Source organism: Vibrio sp. M250220, assembly GCF_036533795.1.
Taxonomy (GTDB): Bacteria; Pseudomonadota; Gammaproteobacteria; order Enterobacterales; family Vibrionaceae; genus Vibrio.
Map to the genome: position 1 here is coordinate 122,300 of NZ_JATABI010000002.1, position 25,702 is coordinate 148,001.

Here is a 25,702-nt window from a genome sequence, read left to right on the forward strand (position 1 = left end):
TCTATTGAGATTTTTAGCATTGAGGCGAGTTTAACTTGCTAACCCTAAAGAGTGATTGATTTAGATCACTTTATGAAAGGTTGTGAAAGAAAACTACACAAGCTGCAATTAGTTGCGAGCTTGTAATCAGTTTCACTGAAATAAAATTTCATAACGTAAGGTTTACTAGCGACCTCAACCCTTTACGAGTTGAAGGCGAATGGGGTAAAGATCGTTTATTGAGTTAGATCTTGTTTTTATAAAAATGTTAATACTGATAATTTGGATATTATCTGTATTGTCGGGCGTTTTATGCGAAATATGGAGCGCTTTTAACTATTAAGTGCATTATTAATCATATAAAGTGGCTATATATTGCTGATTTATAGGTTAATAATTTGTTGCAACTTGCTCAGGGGAGTGCTAGTTTGTACCGCAATGTGGGTGGAACCCAGCAGTCAACCAATCGTGAATACTATTAATGATTGGTCATAATAAAGACAGGGAGTATGAGCGCATGAAAGATGTACCAGCGCTGGATATAAAAGAACTGCACAAAACATTTGGACAAAATGAAGTTTTAAAGGGCATCTCATTGGAAGCCCACAAAGGGGACGTAATTTCCATTATCGGCTCATCCGGTTCAGGAAAAAGTACTTTTCTAAGATGTATCAATCTTCTTGAAACACCTACTGCTGGTGAAATTTGGGTTAATGGGGAATTAATCCAGATGAAAAACAATCGCCAAGGGGAGGCTGTTCCTGCCAATGAAAGACAGGTGCAACGAATTCGTTCCAGACTTGCTATGGTTTTCCAAGGGTTCAACCTTTGGTCACATATGACAGTCATGGAAAACGTCATTGAAGCTCCGGTTCACGTGTTAGGCGTGCCTAAAGCACAAGCGATCGAAAATGCAGAGCTGCTGCTTAAAAAAGTAGGGCTATATGAACGCAAAGATTATTATCCAGGTCATCTATCGGGCGGTCAGCAGCAGCGAGCAGCCATTGCACGCGCACTTGCCGTAGACCCAGAAGTGATGCTGTTCGATGAGCCGACATCGGCACTCGACCCTGAGTTAGTCGGTGAAGTTCTAGGCGTAATGCGCGACCTAGCAGAAGAGGGACGCACCATGCTAGTGGTCACTCATGAAATGGCGTTCGCGCGCGATGTTTCTAACCATGTGATGTTTTTGCATCAGGGATTGGTTGAGGAACAAGGCGACCCTGCGAAGCTATTTACAAACCCTGATTCTGAGCGTTTAAAGCAATTTATCTCATCAATTTACTAATAGCCGTTTAGCGGCAGACAAACACACATAAGTTACATATAAAAATCACAATCACAGGAGTATGGAAATGAAAAAGTGGTTATTAGCAGCAACACTGGCAGCTACCGCTGTGACTGGCGCAGTACAAGCGAAAGAATGGAATGAAGTTCGCTTCGGTATTGAAGGTGCTTACCCTCCATTTAGCTGGACAGAAGCCGATGGTTCACTGAAAGGTTTTGACGTAGATATGGCAAACGCTCTATGTCAGGAAATGGCAGTGAAATGTAAGATCGTTGCTCAAGACTGGGATGGCATCATTCCTTCACTACTAGCACGTAAATACGATGCCATCATCGCAGCAATGTCTATTACCGAAGAGCGTAAGAAGAAAGTTGACTTCACTGGTAAATACGCACTTATCCCTAACAAGTTTATTGCTAAGAAAGGTGCAGGCCTTGATTTTGACAACCTAAGTGGTCAGAAGATTGCTGTGCAGCGTGCGACAACTCACGACAAATACCTAACGGATAACTACGGCGACAAAGTAGAAATCGTTCGTTACGGTTCTTTCGATGAAGCTTACCTTGACCTTGCAAACGGTCGTGTAGCGGCAGTTCTTGGTGATGCTTCTGCTCTTGAAGAAGGTGTACTGAACAAAGCGGGTGGTGAAGGGTACGAATTCGTAGGCCCATCGCTAACTGACCCTAAATGGTTCGGTGAAGGTTTTGGTATCGCACTTCGCAAGCAAGATAAAGATCTGACCAAGAAGCTAGACCAAGCCATCCTATCTTTACGCGAGAAGGGTGTTTATCAAGAAATCGCGGCTAAATACTTCAACTACGACGTTTACGGTCAGTAATCGTTGCTAAACGACCGTTGGTTCTTGTTCCTAGGAGTAGTAGCCAACGGTCGATTTCTATAAAGTTTAGGGACCAGGAACTTACCTATGCTGGATTTACAAGGATATGAAGCCTCTATTATGAAAGGGGCCGTAGTGACCATAGAAGTCGCTCTGTTGTCATTATTGCTGGCTATGATTCTAGGTATGCTAGGTGCATTAGCCAAAATGGCCCCTTATCGCTGGGCTCGAGCAATAGCCACTCTATACACCACGGTGATTCGTGGTATTCCCGACTTAGTTCTCATGATGTTGATCTTCTTTGGTGGACAAATTCTTCTCAACAACAGTTTGTACTCCATCAACGAAACACTAAACGAATGGTTTGCGGCAAGTGACCCAAGTCATGAGTGGACGTCATATTTACCAGATTACATTGATGTCAGCCCATTTGTGGCCGGCGTTCTCACTATCGGATTCATTTTCGGCGCCTATATGGCAGAAACGTTCCGTGGTGCCATCATGGCAGTTGACTCCGGTGAACTTGAAGCTGCCAAAGCGTACGGTATGAGCTCTGTATTGGCTTTCCGTCGTATTCTTTTACCGCAAATGATTCGTCACGCCTTGCCAGGATTTGGTAACAACTGGCTCGTTTTGCTCAAGACAACGGCACTTGTGTCAATTATCGGTCTTGAGGATATGGTTCGTATGAGCTCACTGGCTGCTGGTTCGACGAAAATGCCATTTACCTTCTACATGGCGGTAGCGATTATTTTCTTATTCTTTACCAGTGTTTCAACGGGCTTCTTAAAGCTGGTAGAGCGCAAATTCAGTATTCATGCGAGGTAAAGAATGGATTTTTCACTGATTTTAGATAGTTTCCCCATCTATCTTGATGGATTAATGACCACCACCTGGTTGGTTGGTGTGGCTTTGATTATTGGATTGATTGTGGCGATTCCACTTGGGGTGGCACGCAACAGTCATAATGTCCTAATAAACGGACCGAGCTGGGCTTTCATCTATTTTTTCCGTGGCACACCGTTACTGGTTCAACTTTACCTAATTTACTATGGTATGGACCAGTTTTTCCCAGTCAAAGACACCTTATGGGAGAACGCTTGGTTCTGTGCATTGGTCGCTTTTGTGCTTAATACTTCAGCATATACTGCTGAGATTATCCGCGGCGCAATCAATGGTCTGCCTAAGGGTGAAGTGGAAGCGGCTAAAGCTTATGGCATGAGTGCGTTTATGACTTATCGCCGCATCATTTTGCCAAGTGCTTTACGTCGTGCCCTTCCTGCCTATAGTAATGAAGTGATCTTTATGCTTCATGGTAGTGCCGTTGCTGGTATCGTGACGATCGTCGATTTAACTGGTGCAGCGCGTTTGGTTAACTCTCGCTACTATGCCCCGTTTGAATCTTTCCTAACAGCTGGAATGTTCTACATGGCGTTAACCTTTATTATCTTAGGCTGCTTTAAGTACGCTGAGAAACGCTTCTTAGCCTACTTGAGACCATTAAGCTAATGACAGAAAAACGGCACCGAAAGGTGCCGTTTTTATTTGAGTTCGGGTTTCGCCGTGATGTGCCGGCGTGTAACACAGAACGTTAACTGAGAATGATCAGTATCGTACCAGCCAGAGTCATCAAAATATTGGCTATCGCATAAGTGCCGGCATAGCCTAAGGCAGGGATGGTTGACTTGGCATAATCATTAACGATATCCATCGCCGGTGCGCAGGTTCTGGCACCAATAATGGCACCAAACAGAAGTGCGCGGTTCATTTTTAGAATGTAGGCGCCAACCAAATAAGCCAGTACAACGGGGACGACACTGACTAGGAAGGCGAGGCCAATTACTTGAACCCCAACCTGAGAAAGATGCTCGAACATCTTACCACCCGCACTCAGACCAATTCCGACCATAAAGAACATCAAGCCTAGGTCTTTGACTATATTTAGCGCCCCTTGCGGTACGTAGCCAAATGTTGGGTGGTTAGCACGCAAGAAACCGAGTGTGATACCCGAAAGAAGCAATCCTACGGCGTTACCGAGACCAAACGAGACTTGACCGAATGTCATGGTGATTAAACCAAACATAATGCCGAGAATGAAGAAGCTACAAAACGCGAGTAAATCAGCCATCTGGCTGTGGATTGAGATAAAACCGATTTTTTCAGCTAAGCCGTGGACACGACTTTTCTCACCACTGACCTGAAGCACATCACCTTTCGTCAAAACGATATTTAAATCCATCGGCATTTCAATCTGAGCACGAACCACGCGGTTTAGGAAACAGCCGTATTCGGAAAGATTCAAATCAGAAAGACGTTTGCCGGCAATCGCATCACTCTTTACGACGATCTCTTCTTCGACGATACGCAAGTCTAGCAAGTTGCGATCGAAGACTTCTTTACCGTTGCGGAAGCTAGGATCGAGCCGGGCGTGACTATCTGGGAAGCCCACGAGAGCAATCTCATCCCCTTCTTGCAAAATAGCGTCACCATCAGGATGGGCGAGGATACCATTACGGCGAATACGCTCAATGTAGCAACCGGTTTGACGATAAAGACCGAGTTCTCGTAAGTTCTTACCGTCAATCCAGTTAATCAACTCTTGACCAACGCGGTAAGCACGAATAATTGGCAAGTAAACTTTGCGCTGACCAGACCCCCCTAAACCGCGTTCCTGCGCAATTTGTTGAGCTGAGTCGGAAAGGTTCTGCTTTTGCAGTTTTGGCAGAAGCTTGGCAAACATGATCATACTGATCAAGCCGATCAGATAAGCCATCGCATAGCCGACAGAAAGGTTTTCGATCACCTGAGCAAAGTCCATATTTCTTGGTGTGGTCGCTAAACCAGAATTGAGTGCGTCTTGGGCACCTACCAACACAGGCGTTGAAGTCAGGGCTCCCGCCATCATGCCTGCTGATAGACCGAAATCTAATCCCAGATGATGGCTGGCAAAATAGGTGATCGAAAGGGCAGTGGACAGCACTACCATACTCAAAATGAAGTAATGCTTACCGTCTCTGAAAAAAATACCGAAGAAGTTAGGGCCTGCTTCAATACCAACACAGTAGATAAACAACATAAATCCGATAGTTAATGCGTCAGCATTAAAGGTAAAACCGAGGTGTCCCATGATGAGCGATGTAATCAACACACCAATGGAGTTGCCCAATTGAAGGCTTCCAAAGCGGATTTTACCAATACCTAAGCCTATCGCTAGGACAACGAAAATAAGAAGAATGGGGTTCTGTTCGAGCAAGGTTACGATGTCAATGTTCACGGGCAATTCTTGTGTTGGTGCCGGGCAGTAAGTGATGTCAGCGAATTGTATCTGAATATTGCCAAAAGATAAGTGAAAATTTTGACAATTTATTGTTGAGTAGAGTTAAGAACAATATGACTGCGGTTGCAAACAGAATAGAAACAAAAAAAACCGCGTTAGACGCGGCTTTTTAAAAACGGATTTATTACTCGGCGAATAGGCCTAGGTGTTCTTTAGCGTATGCCTCGAAGTCATCGCAACCACCGATGTGCTCTTGGTCGATGAAGATTTGTGGCACAGTCTCAACAGGTTTACCTACGGTTTTTTCTAGGTCTGCTTTAGAGATACCCTCTGCGTGGATATCAACGTAGCGGTAGTTGAAGTCATCGCGCTGTGCTTTTAGTGTTTCTGCGTGCTCTTTTGCGCGAACACAGTATGGGCAAGCTGGGCGACCAAAGATAACTACGAACATATTCTCTTTCTCCTGTAATTTGTTAACTGCAACTATGCCCGATCCAATGGCGGAAATAAAGTGGCATTTACCTGTTGTTTCAATAGGTGAAATCTATCGAACAAAAATTGAACCCAGTCAGTTATATTTAGCTATGAAACCTGTGCTTTGTGTCGATAAAGCCATATATTTTTTAAGGTTAATTGCTACAAATTGCACTTGGTCAAATTAATTAGTGGCAAATCGGTGCAATCTAATTGGGCCGGTGTGACAGGGAGAGGCCGAACATGTTTCAATTTATGACCTCCACGCGAATCATCTTTGGTGAAGGTGCACTGCAGTCATCATTGTCTGTACTGAATCAATTTGGTTACAGCGTACTCTTAGTAACAAGTAAAAATCTCAGTAGAGCCTCTCCCGTTATTCAATATCTCAGTTCTCAAAACATGCGCTATCAGCATGTTGCCATCCGTGGTGAGCCCAACATTACAATGGTAGAAGAGACCGCATTAGTCGGTCGTAAATTTAGGCCAGACATGGTGGTCGCGATGGGCGGAGGGAGTGTTCTCGATATGGGCAAGGCACTTGCCGCTATCATTCCTAACCAAGGTGATGTGTATGACTATGTTGAGGTGGTGGGACGCAATGTTCCACTCAAGTCGAAGCCTATTCCATTCATTGCGATACCAACTACCGCCAGTACCGGCTCTGAAGTGACGCGAAATGCAGTACTTCGATCAGGGCAAGACAAGGTTAAGGTAAGCTTACGAAGCCCCGATATGTTAGCTGATGTGGCAATTGTCGACCCTACTTTGACTTATGGTACCGATGTTGAGACATCAGCTCGGGGAGCAATGGACGCCTTCACTCATTTGATGGAAGCCTATGTATGTGGGCAGCCAAATCCGCTGACCGATATGATCTGTGAAGAGGGGTTACGCAGATTAAGCAAATCTATCCTTGCTGCCTGCTTAAACGATCAACATTCCGCTCGGTCGGATCTTTCGTTTGCTGCAATGCTGGGCGGCATGGCGGTCACCAATGCCAAACTGGGTGCGGCACATGGATTGGCATCCGCTTTGGGCGGCAAACTCAATGCCCCTCATAGTATTATCACCGCCCGTCTCGCGCCCTACGTGATGTTGGAGAATATTCATGCCGCAGAACGTGCGGGACGAGATGATGTGTTGGATCGCTACGCTAAGATAGCGAGTATTGTCTCTGGGCGTGTCAATGCTTGCCGCGAAGATTCGGTATTATGGGTCAACATGATGCTTGATCGGTTAGGTTTACCAAAACTCGACCAGTTTGGAGTTTGTACAACATCATTCGAAAGTGTTGCTGAAGATGCGTTAAAGTCAGTGGCAATAAGAGGCAATCCTCTTCCGCTGACCAAAGAACGTTTGATGCATATCCTACAACAGGTATGTCAGTGCGATGGTTCCTGCCAAGAGGAGAGACCATTTGAACACCAGTGTGAAGCCAGTGTGGTCAGGCTAGGTGGAGATAAACTGGATGAGGGACGTTTGCAAAACAGCTAACAAAAAACGGAGCGTTAAACGCTCCGTTTCTAGTTAAAATTGTGACAGCTTGTCGTATCGAGAATCTTTCAATACGTCTTTAACGCGTTTGAGGTTTTCACGGAAACCAGAACCACGACGCAGTGTAAAACCGGTTGCCAAAACATCAATCACGGTCATTTGAACCACGCGGCTTGCCATTGGCATGTAGACATCGGTGTCTTCTGGGACATCTAGTGAAATAGACAAAGAGCTGGCTTTATCTAACGGCGAGTCCTTAGCCGTAATGGCGATTACCGTCGCCCCATTTTCACGTGCAAGGTTCGCGATCTCGACTTGGCTTTTAGTTCGACCAGTGTGAGAAACCAGTACGATCACATCATTGTCAGTGCAGTTAATACAGCTCATACGCTGCATAACGATATCTTCAAAACAGGTGATTGGGATATTGAAACGGATAAACTTGTTTTGAGCATCTTTTGCTACTGCTGATGATGCACCCAATCCGAAAAATGAAATGCGCTTCGCCTGAGTCAGAAGATCAACTGCACGGTTAATTTGCATTGGGTCAAGGCTGTTTTTGGCTACGTCTAAACACGCCATAGTAGATTCAAAAATCTTATGCGTGTAGGCGTCTGGACCATCATCTTCCTCAACATTGCGGTTTACATAAGGTGTTCCGTTAGCAAGGCTTTGTGCTAAGTGAAGCTTAAAATCAGGGAAACCTTTAGTGTCCAAGCGACGACAAAAACGGTTAACCGTTGGCTCACTTACGTCAGCCATCTTAGCCAGTGTAGCAATACTAGAATGAATCGCAGTCTGAGGGGAGGCCATGATAACTTCGGCGACCTTACGCTCTGACTTACTAAAGTTTTCTAGATTTTTTTGAATTTTTTCTAATGTATTCATAGTGTTCACGAGGGTATAGAGAACAACTTACCAGATATACCCGTAATTAATGATAGGAAACAACCAGTTTCCCAAAAGGTAAGTGCAATCCGGCGCCATGCGACCAGTATAAACCTAAGCCAAAGGTTTACGGCAATATTTCTATCTGTCAATTGGCTATTATATGACAAGCCTCAAACTAAATTTTGTCTAAACTACAGAAATCACATCCTGAGCGAAAAAAACAAAATCTGAAGCCTATGTTGATAGGGAAATTACACTTTTCCAGAAAGAAAGTTTCAGTTTACGGCTAATGATTAACGATTTCTGTACATAGCTCATCAATCCTAGCCATCAAGTTAGGAACTTGAGTCGCGATAACTCTTTGCTCCTCAAGAACGGAACTAAGAATATCCCTTCCGGTGAGTGGGTTAGCGAGCACCACACGAAAAACGATCGTGTTAAGGTGATTCCACTGTTCAGGGTTAAGGCGTGTTCGTGAGACAAATGATTTGCCTGTTTCACGTTGACGCTTCTGAATGAACATGGTCAATTCGTTAAGCAATTCATTGAGCTGCTCAGTTTGTTTACCCGTTGAGAGCTTGAGTGCAGCTTTGACATGCGCGGGTAAATATCGATAAGTAAGCAGACATAGTTCAGGCTCAGAAACAAGTTCGAAGTCCTGTTGCTGATGGATAAGATCGGCGAAGTAGCGAGCTTTTTCGATACTTTGGTCAATGAGCAGCTCATAACCTGGGCGGCTGATAATATGCATTGCGGCATACACCAGCATCGCCATTCCGGAGCGAGAGCCTTCCAATGTATGGCTGCCAAGATCTTTGGAACCTTTACGCAAAATGTACTGTGCGTGGTGTTCAATAGACTTCATCGCATCAGGTTGTTTGAACAGAACCATGCCGGCGCCCATTGGGATGTATAGCTGTTTGTGTGCGTCGATGGTGACAGAGTCTGCTAATTCAACGCCATCCAATAAGTGTCTATGATTGTTAGACATCAATGTCGCTCCCCCCCACGCTGCATCAACGTGGAAGTGACACTCTTCTTTTTTACAGATCTCAGCGATGGCGCGTAACGGGTCGATGTTGCCAGTTTCAGTGGTTCCTGCGACCCCAATTACCGCAAACGGTTTGATGTTCTGCGCTTTAAGTTCGATGATCTTCTGTTGTAAGGCCGCTGGGCAAATTCGGTTGTTGCTGTCAGTTTTAACCGCAACCAATCCCTCTTGACCGATGCCCAATACATCCGCCGCTTTTTTCAGTGAGTAGTGACCGCGTTCAGACACCAAGACAGCTAGCCCTTCGTAGCCATAATGCTTCATGGCTTTGAATAGACCTTCTTTCTCAACGCCTTTGAAAGAGCCTTGCGCTCTTAGAGCGTTGTTACGTGCGACCCAAAGAGCGGTAATATTCGCTATTGTACCACCTGAGCAAAACGCGCCCAGAGAGTGGTTTGCGCTATGCATCCATTGTGCGTAGAAGTGGTCATCTTGCCCGTAAATCAGACGATGCAACATGCCAAGGACTTGACGTTCCAGTGGCGTGAAGGCTTTTGAAGTCTCAATCTTTACCAAGTTTTGGTTGAGAGCAATCATGATTTTCGACAGTGGCATGAGAAAGTAGGGCAGTGCCGACGTCATATGACCAATAAAGCTAGGCGCCGAAGTATGGACAGAGTGGGAAACTAACGTATCCAGCAGGTGCTGGGTGTGGTCGGAGACAAATTCAGGTTGCTCAGGTATAGATGCTCGAGAGAAGTCTTTTTCGATGTCTCGCAGCGGTTTTTCTTCTGCTACGATATGTTCACGCAGAAACTTATTCAAGTTGCGTGAAAGCTCTTCGTCGATTTTGGTTAGCGTTGAGTCAGGCCCTTCAGGTACTGTGAAAATTCGGAGTAAGCTCTCGAAACTCACATCAGCCGTTTTTTGTTCCGGTATCATACAGCTTCATTGCTCTAATCGTTCTTGTTGCAAGCGGGACAATCTAAACGAAAACGGAAACAATGTCCCGTCTTAATTAAAGATTGTTGGTGTTTGGTGGGGCTAAACACTGAGATGATGCCAAAGCCCCTGCAATAGCTGTGACTATTGGCAATTGATGGCTTCTAGATTCTTGATTGATTCATTGTAGCGTTTAAGGGCTGAATCAATTTTGGTTGGATGGCTGAGTAGATCAGCGAATGCAGAACGAAGCTGGTAGTTTTTCTCATGTGGCGTCGCTTGGCGATCTGCGAACGTGATCTGAGCAAGTTGTCCAAGTTCGTCGCTATGAGAGGCGAGCACCTTAATATCTTTTTGTTCAAGCTGTAACCATGCTTCGACAGGTTGAGCGGTTGCAACTTTTGTAGGATCTTGTTTAAGGTAGTAATGAACTGCTGCTCGATTGAGTTCGAAGTGGTTTTTACGCCCTTTAAGGAACCATTCGCTGACTTCTTTCAACTCTGGGTACTGCTCAGCGGTAAGCTGAGATAAATCTTCATACCAGTGCAGAGAAGCGTCAATGTACGCATCATATTTTTGTGACATGCAGGTGTTGTCTGCGGCTGCGGCCATTGTTGAGGTGGCGGCGAGTAGCAGTGCAGCGATCGTACGTTTCATAATGATTCCTTTGAAGATAATTATTATACTAATGTTTTCTAATTTAGTGTTTTCTAAAATTAATGGCTTGTAAGCGGCCAATATAAATAATTTTCTTGTCGATTCCTGCGATCTAGCCTGCAAGTGAGACAAAGAAAAGCATCAAAACGGGCACGAGAAGGCTAAGAATAAATCCACTTACGATAGCAATGGGTACACAGCGAACCCCACCGGTTGTCTGAATCACTGGTAGCGTAAAGTCCATCGCGGTTGCCCCGGCATAACCAATCGAAGTACACGGACGGGTTCTAATAAACAAAGGGATTAGAACTAACGCAATCAGCTCACGTAAGAGCTCAATCATGAATGACGCCCCACCATACACTGGACCAAAAGCATCACCCATCAAAATACCAGCTAAAGAGTACCAGCCAAAACCAGACGCCATAGCGAGGCCACGATAGAGGTCGATATCGAGGATCAGAGCCGAAATAACACCGCCGATCATAGAGCTTGCGACTATGGTCAGTGCGATGACCATGCCCTGCTTATTAAGAAGAATTTGGCGCAGAGTGAGGCCGCTATTTCGAAGTTGGATGCCAATAAAAAATAGCAGTAAAAAGAGAATCCATTCGCTTGCAGTGTCAACCCAGCTAAGATCGATTGGCAGCATAAGGCCGATGACCAGTCCACCGCCGACAACCAAAATCAGTTTGGCAGATTCCATCGCCATCGCAGAAAGCGGCAACTTGGTATTACTGGCATCGGTATGAATGGGTAGCCATTTGTCGATCAATGGCAGTACCGCCAAGTTCGCTAAACTTAGACAGGTAAAAAACACCGCTGTCGTCTTTAGAATCAATTGGAGGTTCTGACCGAGATTATCCAGTGCCGCTAAACTCAAGCCCATTAGTGCCAGAATGACGTAAATAAGGTTTGATGTTGTGGCGTTGATTTTATCTAGGAGTGACTTTTTAGATATAGAAATGAAGTACCCCACCACAAGTGGGGCAAAGATAAATAACATCCCTGAAAACATGATACTTCCTGTTCGTGGTTACAAACCACTTGCGCTAATAAGTTCATCTATTTGAGTATTGAACTCAATATCACTTAAATTACTGAGTTTGTACAGTATATCCGCGCCTGTTACATCAAATTCTACAGTGTGTTCATCTATGTGCTCGTCTTGACGACGGAACATTAGTATATGATTAGCAACTCTGGCGATATCAAGGTAAGTCACTGCTAGGTCAGATTTTGTTTTGGTTTGGTTTGAGGCAACTTCTAGGAAGTCATTGTCAAAGCCCCAGCTTTCAAGAACTAGCGAACTTGCGTTAGAACACTGACGATCGAACACCTGAAAAGCAATCTCTTCGTCAAGGTAATTTCCTTGATCTAGGTAGCTATGATATTCGCTAATAATGCAGAATAAGCCGATATCGGCAAGCAAACCTGCCAGAAGTGCCTTGTCAGTTTCAATATGTTGATATCTTGGTGATTCTGATTCTTTAAATCCACGAGCAACGAGAACCATAGTGGCGGCAAGCTCTCGTGAGTTTGCAGCGCTCTGCACCAGCATTCTGTTACATGAAGGGCTTAGGTTGATCGAATGCTTTAGCTGCTCAATTGCCTGAGCAGTCACTATGTCACGTACGCGTAAAATGCCCAAACGAGATACCGCGGTAACTAAGTCGGTGCAAGTGATATTGCGGCGATTAAAAATGACTGAGTTAGCGACGCGAATAACGATGGCTGCGAGGCCAGGATCTTCCAACAAACTATCAGCGACGTCAGCAATACCTGTGGAGTCTTGCGAACATAATTGCTGGATCTTTAATACGACATCAGGGATAGGAGGCAGTGATATCTTCCGCGATTTGATTGAGTGTTCAACAAGAACTGAAAACTCAGATTCGATGCCTTTAATTAAAAGCTCATTATTCTGCGGTAGCCAATAAAATGATAGGTGATTCATAAGTGCTAGAAGGTTGGTTTGTCCTACACAGTGTAGCTTTTTCCTACACGCTTTGGCAAACAATAGATTACTTATATTGATAGGTTTTGTGACACTGGATATTGTGAAATCTATGGTACTCAAAGGACGTAAAGTGCTAAATTGTGACACTTAGTCCAGAATTGACCCTTTCTCATGCAATTGATGTGACGCATGCCCAGACTTATTTCGTTTCGTTAACTATCATTCTTGTTGTTATCACTCTAGCTCAAACAAAAAAATTAACTGCTCGAGTGTGTTTTTATCTTTCGCTTATAACTGCTGCTATCTGGTGATCACGACTAATCGGGGTTTTTGATTGAGGATCAATGGATATGACAGAGCAACAATTTATTCAATATGTTAAGAAATTTGGTGACTTCCAGAAACGATCAATGTTTGGTGGTACTGGGTTATTCAAAGACGACGCAATGTTCGCTCTTCTTAGCGCGAATAAAATTTTCATCCGTGGTGCTGAAGCACTCGACGAAGAGTTAAGAGCTCTTAATTGCGAGAAGTATCGCCACGTTAAAAAACAGACGACAGCGACCGTTAACTACTACGACATTACCTCACTTTTTGTTGATAACTTTGAACGTGTCGAAGAGTTAGTCGAGCAATCCATCAAGTGTTCTGTATCACAACGTAAATACAAACGTTCTTCTGCTAATCGTCGCCTTAGAGATTTGCCTAATATGCAGTTGACGCTAGAGCGCATGGTTAAAAAAGCCGGCGTGGAAGATGTTGATACCTTCCTAGAACTCGGTGCAGCGGCAGTATTTAGCCGTGTCAAAGAAGCTTATGGCAGTGATGTAGATGTCAAGCTACTGTGGAAGTTTGCCGGTGCAGTCGAAGGGATTCATTGGAAACTGATTCAGGAACCACGCAAGCGTCAATTATTGGCTAACTGCCACTAGATTAATCGTCACTTTAAGTGTTCGCTCAAAGCAAATGGATTTGCATAAAAAACCGAGGCAGTGCCTCGGTTTTTTAACAATTACGCTCTATTAGAATTTAAAACGTGTAGTGAACATTAGCTGATCACCGTAGAAGTCATTGATACGCGCTTCAGCACCTAGAGAGAATAGCTCTGTAGAGTGGAATCGTGCGTAGGCTGAACCAATCCACTTGTCGTCATCATCAATTGAGACATAGCCACCTTTACCACCTACTTCTAGTTGTGGACCTAACCACTGGCGGATACCTAAATTCAGTTCCATACCTGTGTTGGTTCCGCGACTGTAACCGTTACGGCCCTGATCACCTGTGTCAACAAGGCGAAGAAGCATTTCACCAGTAAAGTCAGCCCAGTTATTGATTGGAGCATGGAAACCGAAGCCTGCTGCTACGTCGTAGTCACCTTCGAACTCAGAGTCCACTCGACCTAAAACGTGAGCGTTAGGGTGGATTGACTTACTCATTGCCGTACCGAAAGTTACAGGACTAGCACCGATACGGGCTTCTATGTAGTCATAACTGAAGTTACTCATGACCGTAGGGCTATTTGGATCGGTTTGAGCAAATGATTGACCGGATGCAAGCACTAAAGCTGCAGCTAAGATTGTTTTACGCATATGGACGATAAACCTATATCTTGTTAATTTCCTTGATCTTTAGCGACACAAGCGCTACGACATTAATTACGACATGATAATGCATCATAGCAATGGTCACTATAAAAATGTCATTGTTTTGTCGTTATTTATACCTAAAAGCAATTTGTGTGCCATAAATGATTGTTTATTCACCAAATTCGAGGCGATTTTTAGCCATAGCTTCAAACACTCTTTCAGTATCTAAATCCGACGCCCAAGGCATCAAGTTAGATTCGTTGTCGATGATATAGGTAGTCAATTGGTCTTTAATCACTTTGCGTAGCTCATCACCACGCCAAGGTTTAGCAATGTAAAAATCTAGGCTGGAGTGATTGATTGCTTCAACGGTGTCTTCCAAACCCGCTTGTCCGGTTAGGAGCAACTTGCGCGTGGCCTGGGTTTGAGGGTCATCATTCAACTCGATAAGAAATTGGATGCCCGTTTGCTCAGGCATGATGTGGTCACACAAGATCAGCGCCAGTTTTACGTCTTCTTGCTGTGCTTCATGGATGATATCCTTAGCCTCTTTTACCGACTCAGCCGGCTCGAGTATAAAGTGCTCTTCGAAGCAGTCTAAGTCTTGAATGACGCTGTCCAATACTTCTCGTTCATCATCGACACATAAGATTAGGTATTTGTTCATTCGGGACTCCTTGGCGAAATAGCCAGTTGACGGCAGGGTAGCCAAACTGACATTGACGTAAATTGGTTTTCAATAGACTCGACCTCAATTCTACCACCGTGCTGATGGACAATTTGCTGGCAGACAGATAATCCAATACCCAAGCCAAAATTGCCTTCTTTCTTGGTGGTAAAGTTGAGGTCGAACATGTGTTTCTTAACAGAGTGGGGGATACCACAGCCGTTATCGGTAAATGTCACCACAACCCAGTCTTGATCTGCGTTGTGGGTATTTTGGGTCTCAATCCTCAATACACCTTGTTGGGGAAAAGCATCAATGGCATTGGAAATGAGGTTGGTCCAGACTTGCTGTAATGCAATCGGTAGGCATTGAATGGTCGGAATGTCAGCATAATGACGCTCAACTGAATGAAATTTGAGTTTGTTCTCAAAAATGGTCAGTGTGTCTTCGATGCCTTCGTGAATATCAGCGAGATGAAAGCGCTCGTCGTCTGGTCGCGCGTACCCTTTGAGGCTTTTAACCATGTCTGCGATTCTTCCAGCACAAACATTAATGGAGCGCAGCGTCGAACCCGCCAGATAGTAATCTTCTAACTTTTCTAGTTGCTCTAAGGCTCGTTCAGGATCCTTTTGTGCAAGATCGTGCCAATTGGTTTGTGTCTCTAAACCGAGTTTGACCAGTTTTTTAGCGATTCTTCGGTGGTTGACTAAAGCTTCAACATCGCGAACGATGGCTCGTTCGGTTGCGGTTGAACGCGGGCGTTGAGTCAGCCCTTGTTTGAGGACTGAGATACCTTCGAGCCCAATGTCATCAATCGAATGAACGTCGACCAGATGTTGCATCTTTTCGGTCAATAGGTCGGTGCCGCGCAGTATTGCTGCAACTGGATTGTTGAGTTCGTGGGCGACGCCTGCGACGAGTTGCCCCAACATTGCCATCTTCTCACGTTCAATGAGTTGCTGGTGGGCAAGCTCTAAGGATTCAAGCGTTTTTTGTAACTCTAATTTAGTGTTAATGCTGCGCTGTAGTCGGCGGTTAAAGTGGCGAAGCAGCAAGTTAGTAAAGAGTGGTAACAGCGTCATATTGGAGTGCATGACCTTACCAAACACTTCTCGATCTAACTTAATAACTTCAGTCTGTGAGAGTGTGACTGCGGTTGAGAATGAAGGTTCTCCGGTCACAAAAGACATACCACCGACAATATTTCCCTGTGAGTGTCTAACCACTTCTCTTTGTCGGCCAATATCATCTTTTTTATACAGGGCAACTTGACCTTTGGTTATGAACCATAGGAACTGGTTCTCTTCACCTTCTTTGGTCAGTAAGTGGTCCGGTGAATAGGTTCTTATCGCCCGACTTTCATCTTGATCGGCAAAGAATTCCAGCAGTGCGGTGGTGACCTGTTGGGCTAATTGTTGATCGGAAAGGCTATGATGATCGGTAATAAAACCTTCTCGATAGCTGCGCATCTTCTGTTCGATGTGGGCACGTAGCAGTCGATGCTGATCGAGCACCATACTATACGCGAGTAAGTTATCTTTATCGTTTTGTAGAATAAAGGTCGTCAGTTCTTTCTGCGCGATTTGGTGAACGAGATTGTCTTGCAACGGTTTGGTTAAGCAGTGGTCTAACCGACCATCATTCACCGCTGACAAGATAGCCTGTATATCCTGTCCGCAACTGATTAAGATTTTACGTGCTCGTTGGGTGTGACTGTTTTTGTCGAGCTGGATAAGAAAGTCAGCGCCGTTGAAGTTTTCATGGTGGCTAGCAATGACAAGTGCGACGGTTTGGTTCTGCTCTAGGCAATACTCAAGCGCTGCGTGAGCCTCGTCGAGTGAGTCGGCGGTATGCAGGTCGAATTTGGCAGAAAGAGGGCTGAGTTCACGCCTCAACTGCTCGATACTAATTGGGTTGTTATCTAAACACAGTACGGCAAAATGATTCACGAGTAAGCTACAATTTGAAAATCCACAGAGATAACTGTATCAAGGTTGAAAAAAATGTATTGAGAGCTAGGTATGAGAATTTCTGATGTTTTTAATAGAAAGCCAATACTCTGATTTATCTCAATGTTTTTTCGTGTAGACTGGATGAAATCGAAGTTTAAGAAATTTATACCATGGAACTTAAAAAAATTGCTGCCATAGGCGGTGCTGTTGTACTTGGATTATGTTGGCCACTTGCTGTTGGTCAGATTGGACAAGCCGTTATTAGTGATGGTATCGCTCACCTTAATAGTGATTCCATAAAAGCAGAAATCGTAGAGTATGACAGAGGCTACTTGTCATCTACGGTAAAAACTCGCTATACGGTTTTTGATCCAACGTTGGCTGAGCAGCTTGCCGTCGATGGTTTGCCAACCGAGGTTGTGCTCACGAGTCATGTAAGCCATGGTTTATTTAATCTTAAAGCGGAATCGGTCATAGATAACCAGCCGGAACTGCCATTGACTTTAAACACAGTCACTCAACTCAACGGCAATACCGATTACGTCTTATCGATGGCCAACTGGAATCAGGTTTCTGAAGGTCCGGATGGGGCTATTGTTTCTGTGACCGCATCAACGCTGAAAGGGCATATCAGCGTATTGGGTGATTTAACCTATCAGTTAAGTGTTCCGTCGGTAGAGGTTGACTTCAATTCCGGTGAAAAAGTGCTGCTTTCTGGATTATCGGGTCAAGGTGAAGGAAAGAAAATTAACAGCTTTTGGATTGGCGAACAGACGCTAAAAGTGGCAGCAGCGTCTATCCTAGATGTGGATCAGTCGCCGCTATTTAGCCTTAGCGACAGCCAGTATACTTTCACAAGCTCATTTGACGACGTGGAAAAAACGGTCAGCAGCCAACATGTTGTCGATTTAAGAGATCTAGTGACTGTCGATGGTGATGTGGATAGCGTGTCAATTGACCTAGCGTTTGGCGGCTTAGATAGCGTTGCTTTTGAGCATTTGGTCAATCTCTATCAGAACAACCCAATGCCAACCAATGAGGACATTGATGCCGCGGTACCATATGTGGAAAGTTTATTCTCAAAAGGTTTTTACCTTGCAATGAACAAAATGGCAGTTAAGTTAGGCGATGAGAGTGAATTTGAGTCTAAATGGCAGATAACTGTTCCTCAAGGGACTGACAAGGTTACACAGAATCCAGCCATGATTTTGCCTAAGCTAACTGGCGATCTAGACACCTTCTTTTCTAATGGTTTAGTTACTCAATACCCATTTATACAGCAAGGCATTGATGAAGCGATGGTGATGGAACTGATTAAAGAAACCGACCAGGGCTACCAGATTAAAGCGGAGCTGAAAGAAGGTAATTTAGTGTTCGCTAACGGGCAGCAAATTCCTCTAATGGCGTTGCTTCTACCCGCATTGATGGCGCCGTAATTGCAAAATTTAATTGCTCAGAGAGAAAAGAGGTCTTAAGACCTCTTTTCTTGCTTTTTATCAAGCAAAAAACATGGTATTAATCGATCAATCTCTTATAGAAGCATATGCAAGGAAAGTATAGATGAGCAAGGTTTTCAACTTTAGCGCAGGCCCCGCAGCACTGCCTAAAGAGGTGATGGAAAAAGCACAACAAGAATTTGTCGATTGGAATGACCTAGGTACGTCGGTGATGGAAATCAGTCACCGTAGTAAAGAGTTCATCAAGGTTGCGGAAGAGGCCGAACAGGATCTCCGCGATTTGCTAAACATTCCTAGCAACTACAAAGTTCTTTTCTGCCAAGGTGGAGCACGTGCGCAGTTTGCTGCCGTACCACTGAACTTGCTAGGTGAAGCCAACAAAGTGACCTACATTGATGCTGGTTACTGGGCCGAGAGCGCTATCGATGAAGCGCAAAAGTACTGCCAAGTTGATACTTTTGTGGCGAAAACAGCCATTGACGGTAAAACGGCGGTGTTGCCTGCTTCTGAATGGCAAATCGCTCCTGATGCAGCATATGTTCATTTCTGTCCAAATGAAACTATCGATGGTATCGAAATCAGTGACTTACCAACAACAGACAAGCCAATTGTTGCCGATATGTCATCGAATATTCTTTCGCGCCAAATCGATGTCTCTAAGTATGGGGTTATCTATGCAGGCGCACAGAAAAACATCGGCCCTGCTGGTATCTGTATTGCCATTGTTCGTGATGACTTGTTAGAGCTAGCGAGCAACGTCGTTCCGAGCTTTATGAATTACAAAGTATTGGCGGAAAAAGATTCGATGTTTAATACGCCTCCAACCTATGCTTGGTACTTGTCTGGCTTGGTTTTCAAATGGATGAAAGAGCAGGGCGGTGTGGCTGAAGTCGAAAAAGTAAACCAAGAGAAGGCGGCGCTGCTTTACAATCAAATCGATGGTTCAAATTTCTACATTAACAATGTGCATCCGAACAACCGCTCGCGTATGAATGTTCCTTTCCAGCTAGCTAAGCCAGAGCTTGACGGGCTGTTTTTGCAGCAGGCAGCAGAGCGCGGAATGGTGGCACTCAAAGGCCACCGAGTTGTAGGTGGAATGCGTGCTTCTATCTACAATGCTATGCCATTAGAAGGTGTCCAGGCATTGGTAGACTTTATGAAAGAGTTTGAAGCTGAAAACGCTTAATCGAAAATAAATAAAAGGGCTGCCATTGGCAGCCCTTTTTGCATTTGGTCAACAGCATTATCGCTCTTGATTAAGCCCCATCAGCGCACTTTGAGTCTCTGCAATACGTTTTTGTGTTTGATTGTCTACAGAGATACCTAACTGCTGCTTTGCCTCATCTTCCGAGATCCCTAAGTGGCAGCACAACAGATCAATAGCCATTTGATAGTCGTTAGTTTCAACCATGATTTTGTCCCTTATCCCTATGTCCCATGGAGTGGATCAGTAGTAAATCTAGCATGTTTGATTGGACTCTCAATACGACCAAAGTCTAACGCCTCGTGGTGTTGAGAAAGCTGACGATACATTATGGCGCTAATCCATTGATTGTAATGAAATTGAGAAATTTGCTGCGTCCAGAAATCAAATGTTTCAATTTGCTGCTTAACCTTGATATTAAAAGGGATAGACTATATCTATTAGGTAAAGAACAAGCTGGTCGTGATTTGAATGCATCAGCACAGAGAAAAAGCTTCCGTTTTTGGAGAAAAGTAATGAAGCGAGTAATGTTATTCCTTGTAACCAACTTAGCTGTTGTACTGGTATTAAGTGTTGTCCTCAACATTGTGTATGCAGTGACAGGCATGCAACCAGGCAGCCTTTCTGGGTTACTGGTGATGGCCGCGGTATTTGGTTTTGGTGGTTCGTTTATCTCATTGCTAATGTCAAAGAGTATGGCATTGCGTTCAGTGGGAGGCATGGTTATTGAGAGTCCGCGTAACGAAACAGAACATTGGCTGCTAGAAACGGTGCGTCGTCAATCTGAGCAAGTGGGTATTGGCATGCCAACGGTAGCCATCTATGATTCAGCGGATATCAATGCTTTTGCAACAGGTGCGAAACGAGATGACTCTTTGGTCGCGGTTTCGACGGGCCTATTGCACAACATGACTCGTGATGAAGCAGAAGCGGTGCTTGCGCACGAAGTTAGCCACATTGCCAATGGTGATATGGTTACCATGACCCTGATGCAAGGTGTTGTAAATACCTTCGTTATCTTCTTGTCTCGTTTTATCGCTAACCTTGTTGCGTCGAACGACAATGAAGAAGAAGGTGGTAGTAATATGATGGTTTACTTTGGTGTCAGTATGGTACTAGAACTCATCTTCGGTTTCCTAGCGAGCTTTATTACCATGTGGTACAGCCGTCATCGTGAATTCCACGCAGATTCAGGTGCCGCACAGTTGGTTGGTAAGCACAAGATGATCGCAGCGCTAGAACGTCTTAGAGTAAGTCATGAATCACAGCTAGAAGGTTCTATGATGGCGTTTGGCATCAATGGTAAGCGTTCAATGACAGAACTACTAATGAGCCACCCTCCACTAGACAAACGTATTGCTGCACTGCGCAATTCTTAATCTGTCGCTATAATTATTTGAAAAGGCTTGGTTTATAACCAAGCCTTTTTTGATCCGTTTGAAAAATCCTACGTACAAAAGCCATAAGTTATACAAAATCATTTTTGTACAACTTTAATTTTTCATCTATGATTTACATGTTATACAAATAAAATTTATGTATAGCTTTTAGGGGGTGACATATGGATGTCCAATCTGTAAGCAAGGTATATCAACAACTGAACAAGGAAAATCTTCACCTTCTGTCGGATGTTTATCATCAAGAAGTGGTGTTTGAAGATGCTGCCCACCGCTTGGAAGGTTGGGACGCGCTTGAGCGCTATTTTGAGACACTCTACAAAAACGTGACACGTTGTGATTTTGAGATTCAGGAGCATCAGCAAACGGATGATAGTGGGTTTCTCACTTGGCGAATGGCATTAGAGCATCCAAAATTATCAAAAGGTACGGTGATTTATGTCAATGGCGTTAGTCATATTAAGTTTTCTGAAGGGCGAGTCATCTACCACAGAGACTATTTTGATTTGGGTGAAATGCTGTATGAGAATCTACCGTTACTTGGCTCAATTATAAAAAGTATCAAGCAGAGGTTAGGCAAATGAACTGCGTTCTGATTACGGGTGCGACATCGGGTATTGGCTATCAGTTAGCCAAAGATTACGCTGAAAATGGCTGGCATGTTATTGCTTGTGGACGTAACACTGCCGTTCTCAATGAAATGGTTGAGACGTCAACGTCGATCTCTTCACTAACCTTTGATCAAACAAACCTTGAGCAGACCAAAACGGCTTTGTCTCATTTGCCGATTACGCCCCAGTTATGGATATTCAATGCGGGTGATTGTGAGTACATCGAAGATGGGCAACTGGACGCTGAACTCATTAAGAGAGTTTTCGATATCAATGTGATTGGTTTGTCGAATGCTATCCACGCGTGTCAGCCGCATTTCAGCGCGGGGCATAGGGTGGCGATTATTGGCTCTATCGCCAGTGAAGTCGCGTTACCTAGAGCGGAAGCCTATGGTGCGTCAAAAGCGGCGGTTAGCTACCTCGCTAGAACTTTACAGTTGGACTTAAAACCACAGGGAATTGATGTTTCGATAGTCTACCCTGGCTTTGTGAAAACACCACTCACAGATAAGAACACCTTTTATATGCCAATGTTGGTGTCTGCGCAGCAAGCATCCCAACAGATTCGTCATGGTTTAGCGAAGGGCAAAGGCCATATTTATTTTCCAACTAAATTTACATCAATTTTGCGATTGATTGGTGCATTGCCATACCGTTGGCAAAATGCTCTGACTGCAAAGTTGCTCGCCCAGGGATAGAGGTAACGATATGAAAATCGCAATTATAGGCAGTGGAATTTCTGGATTAACGTGTGGTTATTATCTTAGTCGTGACCACGATGTAACCTTGTTTGAAGCGAATGATTATATTGGAGGGCATACCGCGACGGTTGACGTCGAACTTGAGGGTAGTCGCTATTCCGTTGATACGGGCTTTATCGTTTATAACGATCGAACCTACCCGAATTTTATCGCCTTGATGAATGAGATTGGCGTGGAAGGAAGACCAAGCCAAATGAGCTTCAGCGTCCGAAATGACAGTAATGGGCTTGAGTATAATGGCCACACATTAACCACCTTATTTGCACAGAAGAGAAATTGGCTAAATCCTAAGTTTTACTCATTTATATTTGAAATATTGAGATTTAACCGCCTAGTCAAAGAGTGTGTTGATCAAACAACGGGCGAGAACACCTTAGGCGACTTCTTGACCTCTCACCGTTTTAGCGATTACTTCTGCGACAACTATATTCTTCCAATGGGGGCGGCCATTTGGTCTTCAACTCTCGCAGATATGAGAGCGTTTCCGCTCCAGTTTTTTGCGCGTTTTTTCTTAAATCATGGACTGCTTGATGTGACAAACAGACCTCAATGGTATGTGATTAAAGGTGGATCTAGAGAGTACATCAAGCCATTGACTAAAGGGTTTGCGGACAAGATTCGACTCAATAGTTCGGTCGAGTCAGTGAGTCGTGATCATGCTGGGGTTACGGTCAGAGTTAATGGTCAAACCGAACGTTTTGACCAAGTGATTTTTGCTTGTCACAGCGATCAAGCTAAGCATTTGTTGGCTGATATCAGCTCAGTAGAGAGCGAAATCTTATCCGATTTAGCCTATCAGCCAAATGAAGTCGTTCTTCACACGGATGAATCTTTGCTGCCAAAACGAAAAGCGGCATGGGCATCATGGAACTATTGGTTGGATGGTGGTGAGCAAGAGCAATCTCGACCACCTACGTTGACCTACAATATGAACATCCTACAGCACATCCAAGCGCCAAAAACGTTTTGTGTTTCTTTAAACAGTAGCGATCAGATAGACAAAGACAAAATACTGAAAAGTTTTGTCTACCACCATCCGGTGTTTAGCCGCGACTCGATGGCCGCTCAGGCAAGACGCAATGAAATTAATGGCTTGTCTCGGACATGGTTTTGTGGCGCGTATTGGTACAACGGGTTCCATGAAGATGGCGTTCGCAGTGGATTGGATGTAGTGAGAGGAATACGTTTAGCCAGTGAAACCCTTCAATCTCAGGGAGCGGCTTAAGATGTCCTTGGAACAGCGTAACCATTTGCTGGTTGGAAACGTCCGACATCGTCGTTTTACGCCCATTGAACATGCGCTGAACTATCATCTATTTATGCCTTGTCTTGATCTGGATGATCTCGACGCTCTGCAACAGAGAGTGTGGGGGTTTGGTCAGAGATGGTGGCATTGGGCGAGGTTTAAGCGCCAAGACTATCTCGGTAGTGGGGACTTAAAACAAGCGGTATTGAGTAAGGTTCAACAGCTGGGTGGAGAACCGATTCAAGGAACCGTGAAAGCGGTCATCCATCTTCGATACTTTGGCATTTACTTCAGTCCGGTGAACTTTTACTACATTTACGACCAACAAGGTCATTGGAGATACTTGCTTGCGGAAGTCAGTAATACTCCTTGGAATGAGCGCCACTACTATCTGCTCGATGCTGATGACCGGAATACTTGGACTCACAGCAAAGCATTTCATGTCTCGCCATTCAATCCGCTAGAACAGCAATACCACTGGAACATCAAACCTCTGGGCGACAAGTTATCTGTTCACTTGGCTTGTCACCGAGAGAGTAAGGAGTTTGATGCTACGCTTAAAATGAACAAACATCCTTTTAATTCAAAAGTATTACTCAAGCACCTGATCGTTACACCCATAATGGCAGTAAAAGTGATGACAGGGATTTATTGGCACGCTTTAAAGCTCTGGATTAAAGGTGCACCGTTTTACTCTCATCCGAAATATCAACAAGGGCTTGACAGTTCAACGGATAACAGCGGCGCGGAACTAAAAAAATAACAAGGAACCGATGACATGATTAACTCACAGACACTGGCTTTGCCTGTTCAGTTAAGTTCAGTACAAAAAACAGCCCGAAATATCGCATTTTCTTGTCTCTGCAAGCTACAAGTTGGTTCTTTAACTGTGATTGAATCATTTAGTGATGAACCAGCACTGCGCGTAAGAGAGCAGTTTGGCAAGCCTAAAGAAGGTCAACCCAGCGCTATCATAGAAGTAAAGAATCCGGGCTTTTATGCCCGTTTGCTCAAGGGGGGCAGTATTGCTGCGGGTGAGGCATACATGGATGGTTGGTGGGATAGCCCTAACCTTACTCAACTGATGGAGTTGATGGCACTCAACTTGTCAGCGTTAGACTCTATAGAGAGCCGTTCTAGTTTGTTGTCCAAGCTTACTTATCAAGTCAGCCATTGGTTAAACAGAAATACGGTGGCCAATTCAGCCAAAAACATCGAAGCGCACTATGACCTGAGCAATGACCTTTACCAAACATTTCTCGACCCAAGAATGCTCTACTCGTCTGCTGTGTTTAACGATGACAGTGACTCTTTAGAGCAAGCGCAAATCAACAAGATGGAACGTTTGTGTCAGCAACTCAAGCTGACAGCGAACGATAGCGTGATCGAAATCGGCACAGGTTGGGGGGCAATGGCGATCTATATGGCGGAAACATATGGCTGCCATGTTACGACAACGACGATTTCAGAGCAGCAATACCAATATGCGAAACAGGCCATAGAGGCGAAAGGCTTGACCGATAGAATCACGTTACTTAAGAAAGACTATCGTTTGCTTGAAGGTGAATTTGACAAGCTGGTCTCGATCGAAATGATTGAAGCGGTTGGCAAACAGTTTTTGACGTCGTACATTCAGAAGTGCCAATCGTTACTCAAACCTGGTGGTCTGATGGCGATACAAGCAATTACCATTGCAGATCAACGTTATGACTACTACAGCAACAACGTTGACTTTATCCAGAAGTATATCTTTCCGGGTGGTTTTCTTCCTTCAATCACCGCTTTAACTCAAGCCACCACTAAGCATAGTGACTTGGTACTAAGAGATCTGTTTGACATAGGACAGGACTACGCACGCACGCTTAGTCACTGGTATGAGCGTTTCAATGTTGCGCAAGAACAGGTCTATAAACTCGGATTTGATGAACGTTTCATTCGCATGTGGAACTATTACTTCTGCTATTGTGAAGGCGGATTCCGAGCAAAATCGATCAGTACAGTGCACATGACGTTCCAACGTCCTTAAC

At 44.4% G+C, this 25,702-nt stretch carries 25 protein-coding genes; 14 read left to right on the top strand and 11 right to left on the bottom strand.

Annotated features, from left to right (window positions below; genetic code table 11):
* Positions 1-496 precede the first annotated feature (496 nt).
* The 4 genes from QTN94_RS01330 to QTN94_RS01345 all read left to right on the top strand — a co-directional run bounded on the left by QTN94_RS01330 (position 497) and on the right by QTN94_RS01345 (position 3,614).
* Positions 497-1,267: an ABC transporter ATP-binding protein gene (locus QTN94_RS01330; protein WP_138973303.1), complete on the top strand. Its 771-nt coding sequence runs from the start codon at positions 497-499 to the stop codon at positions 1,265-1,267.
* Between the two features lie 67 nt (positions 1,268-1,334).
* Complete coding sequence (locus QTN94_RS01335) at positions 1,335-2,105, top strand: ABC transporter substrate-binding protein (protein ID WP_331417070.1); 771 nt, start codon at positions 1,335-1,337, stop codon at positions 2,103-2,105.
* Positions 2,106-2,192: 87 nt separating this feature from the next.
* Positions 2,193-2,933: an ABC transporter permease gene (locus tag QTN94_RS01340; protein WP_138973301.1), complete on the top strand. Its 741-nt coding sequence runs from the start codon at positions 2,193-2,195 to the stop codon at positions 2,931-2,933.
* Positions 2,934-2,936: 3 nt separating this feature from the next.
* Positions 2,937-3,614, top strand: a complete 678-nt coding sequence (locus tag QTN94_RS01345; RefSeq protein WP_331426610.1) for an ABC transporter permease — start codon at positions 2,937-2,939, stop codon at positions 3,612-3,614.
* An 82-nt stretch (positions 3,615-3,696) separates the two neighbouring features.
* Here the strand turns inward: QTN94_RS01345 and QTN94_RS01350 are convergent, their stop codons facing one another.
* Together QTN94_RS01350 and QTN94_RS01355 are read right to left on the bottom strand one after the other, a co-directional pair.
* Entirely contained in the window at positions 3,697-5,379 is a 1,683-nt protein-coding gene (locus tag QTN94_RS01350; RefSeq protein WP_331417069.1) for an aspartate:alanine antiporter, read from the bottom strand.
* A 187-nt stretch (positions 5,380-5,566) separates the two neighbouring features.
* Positions 5,567-5,833, bottom strand: a complete 267-nt coding sequence (locus QTN94_RS01355) for a GrxA family glutaredoxin (protein WP_138973298.1) — start codon at positions 5,831-5,833, stop codon at positions 5,567-5,569.
* Positions 5,834-6,099: 266 nt separating this feature from the next.
* On the opposite strand from QTN94_RS01355, the gene QTN94_RS01360 reads away from it, so the two are divergent.
* Positions 6,100-7,353, top strand: coding sequence for an iron-containing alcohol dehydrogenase (locus QTN94_RS01360; RefSeq protein ID WP_331426611.1), 1,254 nt, complete (start codon positions 6,100-6,102; stop codon positions 7,351-7,353).
* A 33-nt stretch (positions 7,354-7,386) separates the two neighbouring features.
* On the opposite strand, the gene QTN94_RS01365 is transcribed toward QTN94_RS01360, so the two are convergent.
* The 5 genes from QTN94_RS01365 to QTN94_RS01385 all read right to left on the bottom strand — a co-directional run bounded on the left by QTN94_RS01365 (position 7,387) and on the right by QTN94_RS01385 (position 12,791).
* Complete coding sequence (locus tag QTN94_RS01365; RefSeq protein WP_331417067.1) at positions 7,387-8,241, bottom strand: MurR/RpiR family transcriptional regulator; 855 nt, start codon at positions 8,239-8,241, stop codon at positions 7,387-7,389.
* A gap of 289 nt (positions 8,242-8,530) precedes the next feature.
* Complete coding sequence (panP, locus tag QTN94_RS01370; protein WP_331426612.1) at positions 8,531-10,177, bottom strand: pyridoxal-dependent aspartate 1-decarboxylase PanP; 1,647 nt, start codon at positions 10,175-10,177, stop codon at positions 8,531-8,533.
* Positions 10,178-10,321: 144 nt separating this feature from the next.
* A complete protein-coding gene (locus QTN94_RS01375) occupies positions 10,322-10,834 on the bottom strand; it encodes a hypothetical protein (RefSeq protein ID WP_331426613.1) in 513 nt (170 codons plus the stop codon).
* A 112-nt stretch (positions 10,835-10,946) separates the two neighbouring features.
* On the bottom strand, positions 10,947-11,852 hold the full coding sequence (locus tag QTN94_RS01380) for a lysine exporter LysO family protein (RefSeq protein WP_138973294.1): 906 nt from the start codon (positions 11,850-11,852) through the stop codon (positions 10,947-10,949).
* Between the two features lie 18 nt (positions 11,853-11,870).
* Positions 11,871-12,791 carry an HDOD domain-containing protein gene (locus QTN94_RS01385; RefSeq protein ID WP_331426614.1) on the bottom strand — a complete coding sequence of 307 codons (921 nt, stop codon included), beginning with the start codon at positions 12,789-12,791 and terminating at the stop codon, positions 11,871-11,873.
* A 347-nt stretch (positions 12,792-13,138) separates the two neighbouring features.
* Between QTN94_RS01385 and QTN94_RS01390 the strand changes: the two genes are divergently transcribed.
* Positions 13,139-13,726, top strand: a complete 588-nt coding sequence (locus QTN94_RS01390; protein WP_138973292.1) for a TfoX/Sxy family DNA transformation protein — start codon at positions 13,139-13,141, stop codon at positions 13,724-13,726.
* Between the two features lie 90 nt (positions 13,727-13,816).
* Here QTN94_RS01390 and QTN94_RS01395 read toward each other — a convergent pair whose 3' ends face one another.
* The 3 genes from QTN94_RS01395 to QTN94_RS01405 all read right to left on the bottom strand — a co-directional run bounded on the left by QTN94_RS01395 (position 13,817) and on the right by QTN94_RS01405 (position 16,996).
* Positions 13,817-14,383, bottom strand: a complete 567-nt coding sequence (locus tag QTN94_RS01395) for a hypothetical protein (RefSeq protein WP_331426615.1) — start codon at positions 14,381-14,383, stop codon at positions 13,817-13,819.
* Positions 14,384-14,549: 166 nt separating this feature from the next.
* A complete protein-coding gene (locus tag QTN94_RS01400) occupies positions 14,550-15,047 on the bottom strand; it encodes a response regulator (RefSeq protein WP_331426616.1) in 498 nt (165 codons plus the stop codon).
* Positions 15,044-16,996, bottom strand: a complete 1,953-nt coding sequence (locus QTN94_RS01405) for an ATP-binding protein (protein WP_331426617.1) — start codon at positions 16,994-16,996, stop codon at positions 15,044-15,046. Before QTN94_RS01405 ends, QTN94_RS01400 begins: the two co-directional genes overlap by 4 nt.
* A gap of 173 nt (positions 16,997-17,169) precedes the next feature.
* On the opposite strand from QTN94_RS01405, the gene QTN94_RS01410 reads away from it, so the two are divergent.
* Both QTN94_RS01410 and serC read left to right on the top strand, forming a co-directional pair.
* The gene (locus QTN94_RS01410; RefSeq protein ID WP_331426618.1) at positions 17,170-18,435 is read left to right on the top strand and encodes a DUF945 family protein; all 1,266 of its coding nucleotides are present in this window, start codon (positions 17,170-17,172) and stop codon (positions 18,433-18,435) included.
* Positions 18,436-18,559: 124 nt separating this feature from the next.
* Entirely contained in the window at positions 18,560-19,642 is a 1,083-nt protein-coding gene (gene serC, locus QTN94_RS01415; protein WP_331426619.1) for a 3-phosphoserine/phosphohydroxythreonine transaminase, read from the top strand.
* 57 nt (positions 19,643-19,699) lie between these two features.
* Here the strand turns inward: serC and QTN94_RS01420 are convergent, their stop codons facing one another.
* Positions 19,700-19,867, bottom strand: coding sequence for a hypothetical protein (locus QTN94_RS01420; protein WP_269377266.1), 168 nt, complete (start codon positions 19,865-19,867; stop codon positions 19,700-19,702).
* Between the two features lie 308 nt (positions 19,868-20,175).
* Between QTN94_RS01420 and htpX the strand changes: the two genes are divergently transcribed.
* The 6 genes from htpX to QTN94_RS01450 all read left to right on the top strand — a co-directional run bounded on the left by htpX (position 20,176) and on the right by QTN94_RS01450 (position 25,701).
* A complete protein-coding gene (gene htpX, locus QTN94_RS01425; RefSeq protein ID WP_331416036.1) occupies positions 20,176-21,039 on the top strand; it encodes a protease HtpX in 864 nt (287 codons plus the stop codon).
* A 182-nt stretch (positions 21,040-21,221) separates the two neighbouring features.
* A complete protein-coding gene (locus QTN94_RS01430; RefSeq protein ID WP_138970293.1) occupies positions 21,222-21,641 on the top strand; it encodes a nuclear transport factor 2 family protein in 420 nt (139 codons plus the stop codon).
* Positions 21,638-22,366, top strand: a complete 729-nt coding sequence (locus QTN94_RS01435) for an SDR family oxidoreductase (RefSeq protein WP_331426620.1) — start codon at positions 21,638-21,640, stop codon at positions 22,364-22,366. Before QTN94_RS01430 ends, QTN94_RS01435 begins: the two co-directional genes overlap by 4 nt.
* A 10-nt stretch (positions 22,367-22,376) precedes the next feature.
* Positions 22,377-23,654, top strand: coding sequence for an NAD(P)/FAD-dependent oxidoreductase (locus QTN94_RS01440; protein ID WP_331426621.1), 1,278 nt, complete (start codon positions 22,377-22,379; stop codon positions 23,652-23,654).
* A 1-nt stretch (position 23,655) separates the two neighbouring features.
* Entirely contained in the window at positions 23,656-24,438 is a 783-nt protein-coding gene (locus QTN94_RS01445; protein ID WP_331415916.1) for a DUF1365 domain-containing protein, read from the top strand.
* Positions 24,439-24,453: 15 nt separating this feature from the next.
* Complete coding sequence (locus QTN94_RS01450; protein ID WP_331415915.1) at positions 24,454-25,701, top strand: cyclopropane-fatty-acyl-phospholipid synthase family protein; 1,248 nt, start codon at positions 24,454-24,456, stop codon at positions 25,699-25,701.
* The last annotated feature ends 1 nt before the right edge of the window (position 25,702 follow it).